Here is a 12,453-nt window from a genome sequence, read left to right as displayed (position 1 = left end):
TTTGCTCAGACGCGTCATGGATTCGCCCTCCCCCAGCTCCGACCCCCTGACCATTGGCGGGCGTCAGTTCAACAGCCGTCTGTTCACGGGCACCGGCAAATATCCATCCATGACGTCGATGCAGCAGAGCATCGAGCGATCCGGCTGCGACATGGTCACAGTGGCTGTGCGTCGGGTGCAGACCGTGGCGGCAGGCCATGAGGGCCTGATGGAAGCCATTGATTGGCAACGGATCTGGATGCTGCCCAACACCGCGGGCTGCACCAATGCGGAGGAAGCGGTGCGTGTCGCCAGGCTTGGACGGGAGCTCGCCAAGCTGGCGGGACAAGAGGACAACACCTTCGTGAAGCTGGAGGTGATTCCTGACGCCCGGCATCTTCTGCCCGATCCGATCGGCACCCTGAACGCCGCCGAACGCCTGGTGAAAGAAGGGTTCACAGTGCTGCCCTACATCAATGCAGATCCCCTGCTGGCCAAACGACTGGAGGAGGTGGGATGCGCCACGGTGATGCCTCTGGGCTCTCCGATCGGCTCGGGCCAAGGGCTCAACAATGCCGCCAACATCGGTTTGATCATCGAAAACGCCGGGGTGCCAGTGGTGGTGGACGCCGGCATTGGTGTTCCAAGCGAGGCGGCAGAGGCCCTCGAAATGGGCGCCGATGCCGTGCTGGTAAACAGCGCCATCGCCCTGGCGGGCGACCCCGCCGCCATGGCCGAGGCCATGGGCCAGGCGGTGAAGGCTGGGCGGACCGCCCACCTCTCCGGGCGCTTACCGCGGAAGGATCAGGCCTCTGCCAGTTCACCGACAACGGGCCTGGTGCAGCCACCCCAATGAAGTGAAGAGACGTGAAGTGAGGTGAAGCCTGCTTCACAAAGGCAGTTAATGAGCATTTGGACTCATAAGGTCCGACCAGTCGCATTGGACCCATGTCGGTCACCACGGAAGACGGCGGTCGTCTCAACGCCTTCGCCAAGGAGCCACGCATGGAGGTAATGGACGACGTCACCAGCCAGAGCCGCAACCGCAGCTCAATGATGATGCTGGTCAGCGGTGGATTGATCGTGGCCGCGATGGTGGCGGTGACCGTCGCCATCAGCTGAGACGGTTCACACTGAAAATCCCTGTAGTAGCTTGCCAAGACTGAGCATCACGCTCGTTCCAGCAGGAGTTTGGGGTGAAAGTTCTCGTTCTCGGCGGTGACGGCTTCTGCGGCTGGCCCTGTGCGGTGAACCTGGCGGATCAGGGCCACGACGTTCTGATCGTGGACAACCTCAGCCGTCGCAAGATCGATATCGACCTTGAAGTTGAGTCGCTGACGCCGATCGTGAGCATCGGTGAGCGCCTCAAAGCCTGGGAGGAAACCGGGGGCAAGCCGATGAGGTTTGTCCACATGGACATCGCCCATGAGTACCAACGGTTGCTTGATCTGCTTGAGGAGGAGCGCCCGGATTCCGTGGTCCACTTCGCGGAACAACGGGCTGCCCCCTATTCGATGAAGAGCAGCGCCACCAAGCGCTACACAGTCGATAACAACGTCAACGGCACCCACAACCTGCTGGCCGCCATCGTTGAAAGCGGCCAAGACATCCACGTGGTGCATCTGGGCACCATGGGCGTCTACGGCTATGGATCCCACCGCGGCGCCACCATCCCTGAGGGATACCTCAAGGTGGAAGTGCCCCAGCCCGACGGCAGCCGCTTCGAAGAGGAAATCCTTCACCCGGCAAGTCCCGGCAGCGTCTATCACATGACGAAGACGCTCGACCAGCTGCTCTTCCTCTACTACAACAAAAACGACAAGGTCCGCATCACCGACCTGCACCAGGGCATCGTCTGGGGAACCAACACCGATGCCACCGACCGTGACCCGCGGCTCACCAATCGCTTCGATTACGACGGTGATTACGGCACAGTGCTGAACCGCTTCCTGATGCAAGCCGCCATCGGCTACCCACTCACCGTTCATGGAACCGGAGGCCAGACCCGCGCCTTCATCCACATCCGCGATTCCGTACGCTGCGTTCAGCTGGCTCTGGAAAACCCTCCGGAACAAGGGGAACGGGTAAAGATCTTCAACCAAATGACCGAAAGCCATCAGGTGGGTGAACTGGCCAAAAAGGTGGCCGCCCTCACCGGCGCTCAGGTCAACAACCTGCCCAACCCCCGCAACGAAGCCGTTGAAAACGACCTGATCGTGGACAACCGCTGCTTCATCGAGCTGGGCCTCAACCCCACCACCCTCGATAACGGCCTGCTGAAGGAAGTGGTGGAGATCGCCACCCGCTACGCCGACCGTTGCGACCGCAACCGCATCCTCTGCACCTCCGCCTGGACCAAAACCCAGGCCCAGGCCATCGGCACCGCGTCCTGATCGAACTTCATCCTTGAAAGTCGCCTTCTTCACCGAAACCTTCCTGCCGAAGGTCGATGGCATCGTCACCCGTCTGACCAAGACGGTGAAGCATCTGGTGGACGCCGGCGATGAGGTGGTGGTCTTCTGCCCGGAAGGCTGTCCGGAGGAGTACATGGGGGCACGCCTGATCGGCGTGCCGGCGATGCCGCTGCCGCTTTATCCCGAGCTCAAACTTGCCTTGCCTCGCCCGGCGGTGTCCGACGCGATCGATGCGTTTCAACCCGATCTGATCCACGTTGTGAACCCGGCGGTGCTGGGTCTCGGCGGCATCTGGCTCGCGAAAAATAAAGGCATCCCTCTGGTCGCGAGTTATCACACCCACCTGCCCAAGTACCTCGAGCACTACGGATTGGGAATGCTGGAGCCACTCCTGTGGGAGATGCTCAAGGCCGCCCACAACCAGGCCCTGCTGAATCTGTGCACCTCCACCGCCATGGTGAAGGAACTCAGCGACAAAGGCATTCAGCACACTGATCTGTGGCAGCGGGGTGTGGACACGGAGTTGTTCCGTCCCGAGCTGCGCAGCGCGGAGTTACGCCAGCGGCTTCTCGGAGGCCATGACGACCGTGGTGCGCTGCTGCTCTATGTGGGCCGCCTCTCCGCGGAGAAGCAGATCGAACGGATCCGCCCCGTGCTGGAGGCCCTTCCCGATGCACGGCTGGCCCTGGTTGGCGATGGTCCCCACCGCCAACAACTGGAGAAGCACTTCGAGGGAACCGCAACCACCTTCGTCGGCTATCTCGCCGGGGAAGACCTTGCAGGGGCCTACGCAAGCGGCGATGCCTTCCTCTTCCCCTCCAGCACGGAGACACTGGGGCTGGTGCTGCTGGAAGCCATGGCAGCTGGTTGTCCCGTGGTCGGCGCCAACCGTGGCGGCATCCCCGACATCATCACCGACGGGGTTAACGGCTGCCTGTATGAACCCGACGGCGCAGATGGTGGCGCTGCAAGCCTGATCGAAGCCACCCGCCGCCTACTGGGCAACGACCTGGAACGCCAGGCCCTGCGCAGCGCTGCCCGCGCCGAAGCCGAGCGCTGGGGCTGGGCAGGCGCCACCGAACAACTGCGGACCTACTACCGCACGGTGCTGTCAGCGCCTCAACTCACGGCTGCCTAGCGCTGCCGGGTTCGCTCCCACTCCGCCAGCACCTTCTTGGCCATAGGCAGAGCGTGGACCGACCCGCCTCCAGGGGTGTTCTGGGCAAAGGCCACCACCACGATCTTGCCGTCGGGATACGGGGCATAGCAACCGAACCAGGCGTGATCAGGCCCTCCCGTACCGTCTTCAGCCGTTCCGGTTTTGCCAGCCGCCGCAGGAATACCAGGGCCATTGAGGCCAGCACCAGTTCCGACCTCCACCACTTTGCGCAGGCCCTCCCGGATCGTCTGCAACGTTGATGGCTTCATCGGCACCTTGGTGCGGTGCTCCGGACTCATCCAGTCGATCTCACCGGCGGCGAGATGCGGCGTCACCAACCAACCGCCATTGGCGAACACCGCATAGGCGCGAGCCAACTGCAAGGGAGTGATCTGCACAACGGACTGACCGATGGAGGCACTGGCCATGTCCTCAGGGATCCATGGAGTGGTGCCGGGATCGGCCCAGCCGCGGCCACGGGCAGCCCAGTCTTCATCCCCCACCAGGCCAACACTCTCTTCCCAGCCGATCTCAATGCCGGTTTTCTGCTCGAAGCCCAGCTGATCAGCCGCCTGTTTGAGAGCCTTGGAGCCGACCCCAACGCCCACTTGGTAGAAGAAGGTGTTGCTGGAGAAACGCAGGGCATCCGCATAGCCGATGTGGCCGAAGCCAGCCCCGTTGTGATCCGGGAAGCAATGGCCGCCGTAGGTGATGCAGGCCTTGGTATGGAGCTTGGTATCAGGCGGGAATTTGCCCGACTCCATACCCGCCATCGCCGTCACCGGCTTCCAGGTGCTGCCGGGGTCATAGGGATTCATGGCCCTGGACAGCAATGGCTTCTTCGGATTGAAGAAAAGAGCGTCGTACTCCTTCTGGGTGGTGATCAGCTTGGAGAAGAAGTTCGGATCAAAACTGGGACGGCTGGCCAAAGCCAACACGGCACCCGTTGCCGCCTCCAGCGCCACAACGGCGCCACCGGGCTTGTCCGCCAGCGCCTGCTCCGCAACCCGCTGCAGATCCAGGTCGAGGGTGAGCACCAGATCCTTTCCTGCTTGAGACGGTCGATCGCCCAGGTTGCGCTGGACCTCGCCCATGGCATTCACCTCCAGCATCTGGCCGCCCCACTTCCCGCGCAGATGGCGCTCGTAGGCCGCTTCAACACCCGTGCGACCAATGCGGTCGCGGATCTTGTAGCCCTTCTCCGCCAGGATTTCGAATTCGCTTTCCGTGATCGGCTGGGTGTAGCCGAGTGCATGGGCCGCCAGGGTTCCATTGGGATAAGAGCGCAGGATGTTGACATCCACCTGGGCACCCCGCAACCCCAGGGCCTGTTCCCGAAAGCGCAGCACCTGTTCCGGCTTGAGATCGAGGGCCAACGTGGTGCGGTAACCATCCCGATCCAGGCCCTTTTGCCGGCGCTGGTCGAGCAGATCAGGCTTCAGGCTCAGCAGGCGTGCCAAGCGATGCCGCAGATCAGGCCAGTCGTCGTCGCTAACCAGACGCGGCTCAAGGTACAGGGAGTAAGTGAGTTTGCTGGTGGCCAGCACCCGGCCTTTGCGATCAAGCAACCGACCGCGAATAGGCGAGCGGGGCACCAGACGGATGCGATTTTCGTCCGCCAGTTCGCGAAAGCGCGACCCCTCCAGCAACTGCATCCAGACCAGGCGGCTGACCATGGCGCTGCAGAACAGCAGCACCAACACCAGCAGCACCAGGGGTTGCTGACGCAGACCGGTCTGACGCTGCTGGGCGGAACGGGTCATTCCAGCTGGTGCGCTGGCAAACGGCGGCGCAACTCCTCGAGGCGCTCTTCGATCCGCCGCAAGGTCGGCAGCAAGTCGTCGGGACCGTCCTGTTCAACCGTTGCCGGTTCGTCCACAGAGACCGAAACCGGCATCACCGGATTGCCGAGCCCGGGGCTCACGGCATCTAGCTGTTCTCGCACGTCGCGGGCCACAGGCTCACCCTCCTGACGCAAATCAGCAATGGGGTCCTCCGAGCCGGCCGTGAACGCCTCCACCACCTTGCCAGGACCCCCCTGCCGGGCCCGTTCCAGCACGGCCAGCCCCACAGGGAGTACGTCCTGCATCAAGGACAGACGCAACTGGTCGAGCGGGTTGTCGGAGTTGGAATCAGCGGCCATGGGGCCAGATCAACGGACCCCAGTCTGTCCCGAAGGAAGCGCCAATGTCGGACAAGCGGAACGATCCGCCGCCAGGGACCAGCCCATCACGCCACTAAGCACCATCAGCATCACTAGAGGCACCAGGGCTTTCTGGGTGGTGTCCAACAGAATCCACTCGCGCCAGGCACGCCAGAAGCGGCTGCGCTCAAAGCGGCGGTGCTCACGGGTTTCGTCGCGCTGACGCCGCCGGATCGCCTTGTCCACCCAACGCTCGAAAGCCCGCTTCTTGGTGATCGTCATCTTGCGTTCCACCTCGAGCATCTGCCCGGAACCCAGTTCGGGATGGAAGGTGCTGATCAGCTCCAGGCTCTTGAGGAACATCTCCACAGCGCCGTCGTGGACTGCGGTGGCGTGATCATCCAGCTGTCCCCAGTCGAGTTCGGGGTAAAAACGGCAGCGGTTGGCCGTGATCTGATCCTCCGTCAGCTGGCCGGGTTCCCGCAGCCAGCGATCGGTGTTGCTATCGAACCGCCGCCAGTAAAGGAAGGGGTTCAAATAGATCGTGCGGCCACCCAGCTGAATGCTGTCCTGCTGCAGCCGACGCTGCAGCTGAACATCCTGCTGTTGTGTCGCCGTCATATCCCAAAGGCCGGTGGCCCAAGGTATCGGTGATGCAGGGCCGTCGCCAGCCGTGATTCAGCCTGCGTCAGACGCGAATCATTCCCACTCGATCGTGCCGGGGGGCTTGCTGGTGATGTCGAGCACCACCCGGTTCACCCCCTTCACCTCATTCACGATCCGATTGGAGATGGTCTCCATCAGGTCGTAAGGAAGACGGGACCAATCGGCGGTCATGCCGTCCTCACTGGACACACAACGCAGCACGATCGGCCAGGCATAGGTGCGTTTGTCCCCCATCACACCGACGGAACGCACAGGCAGCAGCACCGCAAAGGCCTGCCAGATGTCGTGATACAGACCTGCTTCTTTAATTTCCTGGCGAACAATCAGGTCGGCATCACGCAGGCAGTCCAGCTTCTCGTCGGTGACTTCACCCAAGATGCGGATGGCCAGACCAGGCCCCGGGAAGGGATGGCGGCGCACGATCTCCTCGGGCAGGCCGAGACTGCGGCCCACCTTGCGCACTTCATCCTTGAACAGCTTGCGCAGGGGCTCCACCAGCTTGAACTGGAGGTCTTTGGGAAGACCGCCCACGTTGTGGTGGCTCTTGATCTTCACGGCAACCCGTTCGCCCGTCTTGGGGTCCACGTTGGTGCCGGCGCTTTCAATCACGTCAGGATAAAGCGTGCCCTGGGCCAGGTAATCGAAGGGTCCGAGCCGCTTGCTCTCCTCTTCGAACACACGGATGAACTCGGTGCCGATGATCTTGCGCTTCTCCTCCGGATCAGTGATGCCCTTCAGCTTGCCGATGAAACGCTGGCGGGCATTGATGTACTCCACATGAATGTTGAACTTCCGATCGAAGAAGTCCATGAGGAACTCGGGCTCACCCTTCCGCATGAAGCCCTGGTCGATGAACATGCAGGTGAGCTGATCACCAATCGCCTTTTTGAGCAGGAAGGCGAGGGTGGATGAATCCACCCCACCGGAGAGAGCCAACAGAACGCGCTTGTTGCCCACCTGCTCCCGCACCAGGCCAACGGCCTCATCGATGAAGGCCGCGGTGGTCCAATCCGGATCACAACCGCAAACGTGATACACGAAATTGCGGATCAGAGCCATGCCACAGGTGGAATGCACCACCTCGGGATGGAATTGCACCCCATAGAGCTTGCGTTGCAGGTGCGCCACAGCCGCCTCCGGCGTGTTGGCGGTGTGGGCCAGGCGCACAAACCCATCGGGCAGTGCCTTCACTGAGTCGCCGTGGCTCATCCACATCGTCGAACCGTTGTCGACATTGGTGAGCAGGTCCGTGGGGTCGTCCACTTCCAGAGGAGCCTTGCCGTATTCGGCCTTGCCCGTGGCGGCTTCCACAACGCCCCCAAGCTGCTGCACCATCAGCTGCATCCCGTAGCAAACCCCCAGCACGGGAATGCCCAGATCCCAGATGCCAGGATCGCAGAGTGGCGCATGCTCGGCGTACACGGAACTGGGACCACCGCTGAGGATGATTCCCTTCGGAGCCATGCGTCGTAGCTCCTCGGCCGAAGTGCTGTAACCGAGCACCACCGAGAAGACCTCGGTCTCGCGCACGCGCCGGGCGATCAGCTCCGAATACTGGGAGCCGAAATCAAGGATGACGATGGCCGGCTGACGCTGACCGTCGGACGAGGGCTGGGACATCGATCCTGGGAGGTATCGCTCGCTGACGAGCGTCAATCTCTCAATGTAAAGAAGCGCTTCTCCCCCTCCGGTCCCCACCAGCGCAGGGAGCGGCTTCGGTCGAACAGGGCAGCACCAATCCGCATCGACCATGCGCCGTAGCGATCCACATAGGACTGGCTGCGCCGCTCCACGATCGCGGCCAGATGCTGCCCAAGGGCCGTGGCTTGATCGGCCTCCAGTGCCTGAAAGGCCTCCTCAACGGATGCAGCACCCCGCAGTTGCAACAACTGGGCAACCGACAGACCGGCATCCAGGCCCAGGGCTACAAGCACCTCCAGACGGCCATCGGCCAGGTGGTGGTGGGTGTGAAAGATGCCGCCGGCCAGCTTTATCAATTTGCCGTGGTAACCGAGCAGCAGCAGATCGCGAACACCGGCCTCCGCCGCGGCCACCAGCACAGGCCCCACCCAGTTCCCTACCTTCAGCACGGGCCCCAGACCCTGCTGACGGGACAGATCCAAGCCGTTCTCACCGATCACCAGAACGAGGCGTCCCTGAAACGCCGCATCCGCAGCGAGCGTCCTCAGGTCTGCCAAGACCTTCTGCAGTTGATCCGGTGCGGCACTGCGCTGCACCTCCGCCTGGGTGCCGATCAAAGCCAGACCATCAACAACTCCGAAGGCGGCATTGCTGGTGCGTTCAGCCAGGACACGGCCCCTCGGAAGAATCGGCTGCACCAGCAAGCCCCGACCCGGCGGCACCAGGGGCAACAGATTCCGCTCCAACAGCTCACGGGCAAAACCGGAGAGGCAAACGTCCCCATCAGCGCCAAAACGACCTACCCCTTCTCCGGCCTGCAGCTCGAGCACCGGCTGAGATGCAGCGATCCAGGCCACCCGCACCCAGACGTCAAGATCCCGCGTCAGATCAAGGCCATGCCCTGGATCACAACGGCTGATGCCCAGGGACTCGCCTGGTGCCAGAGGAGCCGCCGAGCAGACCGGCACCTGCATCGAGGGTTGATCTGAACCCTGACTCAACTGCTGCTCAGGCTCAAACGGCTCACCAAGCAACACCTTCAGGGCAGCCTTGGCCGCCGCCGCCACCCACACCGGCAGGGTCAATCCAGAACTGGAGGGGGCGATGGAACCGGACAAGCTGTTTTCTAGAGTCGCCGATTGGCATCCCCCGCGCCATGCAGGACAAGCTCACCCTGATGATTCCGGGCCCGACCCCGGTGCCGGAAACGGTGCTGAAGGCCATGGGTCGTCACCCCATTGGCCACCGCAGCGGGGAGTTCCAGGCCATCGTGCGGCGCACCACCGAACAGCTCAAGTGGCTGCACCAGACGACAAGCGACGTGCTGGTGATCACCGGCAGCGGAACCGCTGCCATGGAAGCGGGAATCATCAACACCCTCAGCCGCGGCGAAAAGGTGCTCTGCGGTGACAACGGCAAGTTCGGCGAACGCTGGGTCAAGGTGGCCCGCGCCTATGGACTCGATGTTGAGGTGATCAAAGCGGAGTGGGGCCAACCCCTCGATCCCGAAGCCTTCCGCTCAGCGTTGGAAGCCGACAGCGCTAAAGCGATCAAGGCCGTGATCCTCACCCACTCGGAAACCTCGACAGGGGTGATCAATGACCTGGAGAGCATTGCCCGTCACGTGAAGGCCCACGGCACGGCCTTGACCCTGGCGGACTGCGTCACCAGCCTTGGTGCGACCAACGTCCCGATGGATGAGTGGGGACTGGATGTAGTGGCATCAGGCGCACAGAAGGGCTACATGCTTCCACCGGGCCTGAGTTTTGTGGCCATGAGTGCACGGGCCTGGGAGGCCTATGAGCGCTCCGATCTGCCCAAGTTCTATCTGGATCTGGGCCCTTACCGGAAAACAGCGGCGAAGGACAGCAACCCCTTCACCCCGGCGGTGAACCTCTACTTCGGTCTGGAAGCTGCTCTGGAAATGATGCAGAAGGAAGGTCTGGACGCGATCTTTGCCCGCCACGCCCGCCATCGCGCTGCCGCCCAGGCGGGAATGAAGGCGATGGGCTTGCCCCTGTTTGCCGCCGAGGGTTGCGGCAGCCCGGCCATCACCGCAGTGGCCCCCGAAGGCATCGATGCCGAACAGTTACGCAAAGCCGTGAAGGAGAAATTCGACATTCTTCTGGCTGGAGGACAAGACCACCTGAAAGGTCAGGTGTTCCGCATCGGCCATCTCGGCTACGTCTGCGACCGGGATGTGCTGACCGCCGTCGCTGCGATTGAATCCACCCTTCAGTCCCTTGGTCTGCACAGAGGCAGCATGGGAGCAGGGGTCGCAGCAGCCTCCGCTGCTCTCGGCTAAAACACAGGTGGCGAGAGCGATCTCGCCCTTTGCGGGTGTAATTCAGTGGTAGAATGTCAGCTTCCCAAGCTGAACGTCGCCGGTTCGAGTCCGGTCACCCGCTTGAACAAATTTCAAATGCTTATCAAGAACGAGGCTTGATGAGCTGGAGAACCTGAGGCCCAGCAGATCCAGCACGGCGCTCGTGTCCCAGGGCCTGCAAGATCAACGCTCCCGCCTCATTGATGCGGCCATCTTCTGCGCACTGGCGGGCCTTGATCAACAGAACCTGAGCTGCTGATTCATGGGTCTGACGTTGTTGAGCAGCCGTCTCTGTTTGTTGTGTTTTCGTAAGCGTTAGGGGCAACGTTCGAATTCGCTTGTCAACAAAAGATTAGCTCTAATTGATATTTAGACCATCCGACACGCGATCTACCCGATTGCCGATCAACCCCATCGACTGCTTGGTTCTAGATCAGGTACCCGGTTCCTCTGCATTACCCCCCAGATCGGCAATCCGGTCCCGCAACTGCGAGCTACGGCGCTGATCGCCTTTGGCTTCAGCAAGGGCGAGCGCGAATTCCAGCTTCTCGAGCTGATGACCACCTTCGAGGAAACCTGACCGGGTCCAGATGGTCATGCCATGCAAGGTGCGAGAAGCACAAGCATTTGAGGCAGGGATGGTGGTCGCCATAGTTGCCTTTCTTTTTATTTTGGCACCGCGCGCCACCCCTACGCGACGTCGCGGCTCGCTTCTGTTTCAGCCTCCTGACCCCAGGCATGGTTCTGGGAGGACTCTTCAGCCATTTCAGGCTCTGGCATCGGAGCTGTGCTCTCCAACAGCTCCCGCGTTTCCCGCAGCAGAGCTTCAACGCCCTCGAGCGTGGAGATCTCTTCGTCTGGGACAGCATTCAGATTCTGCTGCTGCTGGCGCAGTTGAAGCTCAAGCGCTTCCTGACGCTGTTCCAGTTTCACCAAACGCTGCGACAGAGCCGTGATGGTTTGCGCAAGATCTTCCGCAGTGCGGGTGATCCGAAAGGACACGGAGGACGTCATCACCGAAAGCTGATGGTTGCGCTGATGACAACACAGGAGCGCCGCTATCTCAAGATCAAGCTGACATGACGCGATCGAGACCGATGCCTTCCTTTGCAATGCTGGCGCTGTACCTGCTGGCTGGAACCGCCATCGGACTGCTGGCTCTGTTCAGCGGCATTCCCGCCGCACCTCTGGCGGGGGCTTTGCTGGGTGCTGGCATCGTCAGCATGAGCGGCCAGCTGGAACCAGCCACATGGCCACCGGGAACACGCACGGTTCTGGAGATCGGCATCGGCACCGTGATCGGAACTGGCCTGACGCGAGCGTCCTTGGAGCAACTGCAACTCCTCTGGAAACCTGCGGTTCTGATCACGCTGGCGCTGGTGCTTACAGGACTGGTCGTCGGCCTCTGGACCAGCCGCATGCTCGGCATTGATCCCGTCGTAGCCTTGCTTGGCGCTGCCCCGGGTGGCATCAGTGGCATGAGCCTGGTCGGTGCCGAATTCGGCGTCGGTGCCGCGGTGGCCGCCCTCCATGCTGTGCGGCTGATCACCGTGCTGCTGGTGCTGCCGCTGGTGGTGCGGCTGATTATCCCCTCGACAGCTGGAAGCTGATCGATACCTTGGGACCAGTCCACAACTGACGTCATGGGTCCCATCAGGTCATCGCTGGTTCTCTCCGCCGCGGCCCTGATCGGCGCTCTCAGCGGCATGACCTCCCCCCTGCAAGCGGCCGAAGCCACCGAAGAGAAGGGGGCCAAGATCTATTGCTTCATGCGGTCCAGCGGCAACGACCACGAGGTGAGCTGGAAAGCCGCCTACGCCGTGATCAAACGGCAGCGCAGCGGCATGTTCAAAACATCCCCGGAGCATGCCTCGGTGATGATTACGGAAGCCGTTGTCCAGGACCCCGGCAATTTCCCCGACTGTGGCCAGTTCCTTGGTGATCTGTTCGGCGGGAACACTCAACCAGCCACCGCTGCCGCCCTTGCAAACTCCTCCTCCTTCACCGAAAGCAGCATCGAGAGCAGCGACGACACCGCGCGCTACAGCTACTGAGCCCTCAGGGCTTCTGGGGCTGATGCTTCTGGCTGCCGTGTTTATGGGGGGCTGCCAGAGCAAGCAACCCG

Annotated in this window: 14 protein-coding genes and 1 tRNA gene; 8 read left to right on the top strand and 7 right to left on the bottom strand. The window is 62.1% G+C overall.

Annotated elements, in window-relative coordinates; translation table 11 throughout:
• Positions 1–16 precede the first annotated feature (16 nt).
• From Syncc8109_RS00260 to Syncc8109_RS00245, 4 genes are all read left to right on the top strand, one after another.
• Complete coding sequence (locus Syncc8109_RS00260) at positions 17–835, top strand: thiazole synthase (protein WP_025361989.1); 819 nt, start codon at positions 17–19, stop codon at positions 833–835.
• 92 nt (positions 836–927) lie between these two features.
• Positions 928–1,101 (top strand): photosystem II assembly protein Psb34, encoded by a 174-nt coding sequence (gene psb34, locus Syncc8109_RS00255; protein WP_006851872.1) that lies wholly within the window; start codon positions 928–930, stop codon positions 1,099–1,101.
• Positions 1,102–1,175: 74 nt separating this feature from the next.
• Positions 1,176–2,372, top strand: a complete 1,197-nt coding sequence (locus Syncc8109_RS00250) for an NAD-dependent epimerase/dehydratase family protein (RefSeq protein WP_006851835.1) — start codon at positions 1,176–1,178, stop codon at positions 2,370–2,372.
• 13 nt (positions 2,373–2,385) lie between these two features.
• Positions 2,386–3,531, top strand: coding sequence for a glycosyltransferase family 1 protein (locus Syncc8109_RS00245; RefSeq protein ID WP_006850279.1), 1,146 nt, complete (start codon positions 2,386–2,388; stop codon positions 3,529–3,531).
• Here the strand turns inward: Syncc8109_RS00245 and mrdA are convergent.
• The 5 genes from mrdA to cbiD all read right to left on the bottom strand — a co-directional run bounded on the left by mrdA (position 3,528) and on the right by cbiD (position 9,120).
• Complete coding sequence (gene mrdA / locus Syncc8109_RS00240) at positions 3,528–5,315, bottom strand: penicillin-binding protein 2 (protein WP_006850913.1); 1,788 nt, start codon at positions 5,313–5,315, stop codon at positions 3,528–3,530. The two genes, Syncc8109_RS00245 and mrdA, sit on opposite strands and share 4 nt — an antisense overlap.
• Complete coding sequence (locus tag Syncc8109_RS00235) at positions 5,312–5,695, bottom strand: hypothetical protein (RefSeq protein ID WP_006850734.1); 384 nt, start codon at positions 5,693–5,695, stop codon at positions 5,312–5,314. Before Syncc8109_RS00235 ends, mrdA begins: the two co-directional genes overlap by 4 nt.
• Before the next feature lie 9 nt (positions 5,696–5,704).
• Complete coding sequence (locus Syncc8109_RS00230; protein ID WP_006852121.1) at positions 5,705–6,316, bottom strand: hypothetical protein; 612 nt, start codon at positions 6,314–6,316, stop codon at positions 5,705–5,707.
• Between the two features lie 78 nt (positions 6,317–6,394).
• Complete coding sequence (gene guaA, locus Syncc8109_RS00225; protein WP_006851238.1) at positions 6,395–7,981, bottom strand: glutamine-hydrolyzing GMP synthase; 1,587 nt, start codon at positions 7,979–7,981, stop codon at positions 6,395–6,397.
• Between the two features lie 32 nt (positions 7,982–8,013).
• Positions 8,014–9,120, bottom strand: a complete 1,107-nt coding sequence (cbiD, locus tag Syncc8109_RS00220) for a cobalt-precorrin-5B (C(1))-methyltransferase CbiD (protein ID WP_006850471.1) — start codon at positions 9,118–9,120, stop codon at positions 8,014–8,016.
• Positions 9,121–9,158: 38 nt separating this feature from the next.
• Between cbiD and Syncc8109_RS00215 the strand changes: the two genes are divergently transcribed.
• Complete coding sequence (locus tag Syncc8109_RS00215) at positions 9,159–10,307, top strand: alanine--glyoxylate aminotransferase family protein (protein WP_006849744.1); 1,149 nt, start codon at positions 9,159–9,161, stop codon at positions 10,305–10,307.
• 31 nt (positions 10,308–10,338) lie between these two features.
• Positions 10,339–10,410: transfer RNA gene (locus Syncc8109_RS00210), tRNA-Gly, on the top strand.
• Positions 10,411–10,761: 351 nt separating this feature from the next.
• Here the strand turns inward: Syncc8109_RS00210 and Syncc8109_RS11405 are convergent.
• Positions 10,762–10,980: a hypothetical protein gene (locus Syncc8109_RS11405; protein ID WP_006851953.1), complete on the bottom strand. Its 219-nt coding sequence runs from the start codon at positions 10,978–10,980 to the stop codon at positions 10,762–10,764.
• Between the two features lie 38 nt (positions 10,981–11,018).
• Positions 11,019–11,342 (bottom strand): hypothetical protein, encoded by a 324-nt coding sequence (locus tag Syncc8109_RS11400; protein ID WP_006851723.1) that lies wholly within the window; start codon positions 11,340–11,342, stop codon positions 11,019–11,021.
• An 83-nt stretch (positions 11,343–11,425) separates the two neighbouring features.
• On the opposite strand from Syncc8109_RS11400, the gene Syncc8109_RS00195 reads away from it, so the two are divergent.
• Together Syncc8109_RS00195 and Syncc8109_RS00190 are read left to right on the top strand one after the other, a co-directional pair.
• Entirely contained in the window at positions 11,426–11,938 is a 513-nt protein-coding gene (locus Syncc8109_RS00195; RefSeq protein ID WP_025361987.1) for an AbrB family transcriptional regulator, read from the top strand.
• Between the two features lie 33 nt (positions 11,939–11,971).
• Positions 11,972–12,382, top strand: a complete 411-nt coding sequence (locus Syncc8109_RS00190) for a DUF6554 family protein (RefSeq protein WP_006850807.1) — start codon at positions 11,972–11,974, stop codon at positions 12,380–12,382.
• Positions 12,383–12,453: the final 71 nt, after the last annotated feature.

Source organism: Synechococcus sp. WH 8109 (assembly GCF_000161795.2).
GTDB lineage: Bacteria > Cyanobacteriota > Cyanobacteriia > PCC-6307 > Cyanobiaceae > Parasynechococcus.
Note: the sequence above shows the minus strand (reverse complement) of the source record. Positions and strands in the feature narration are given on the sequence as shown.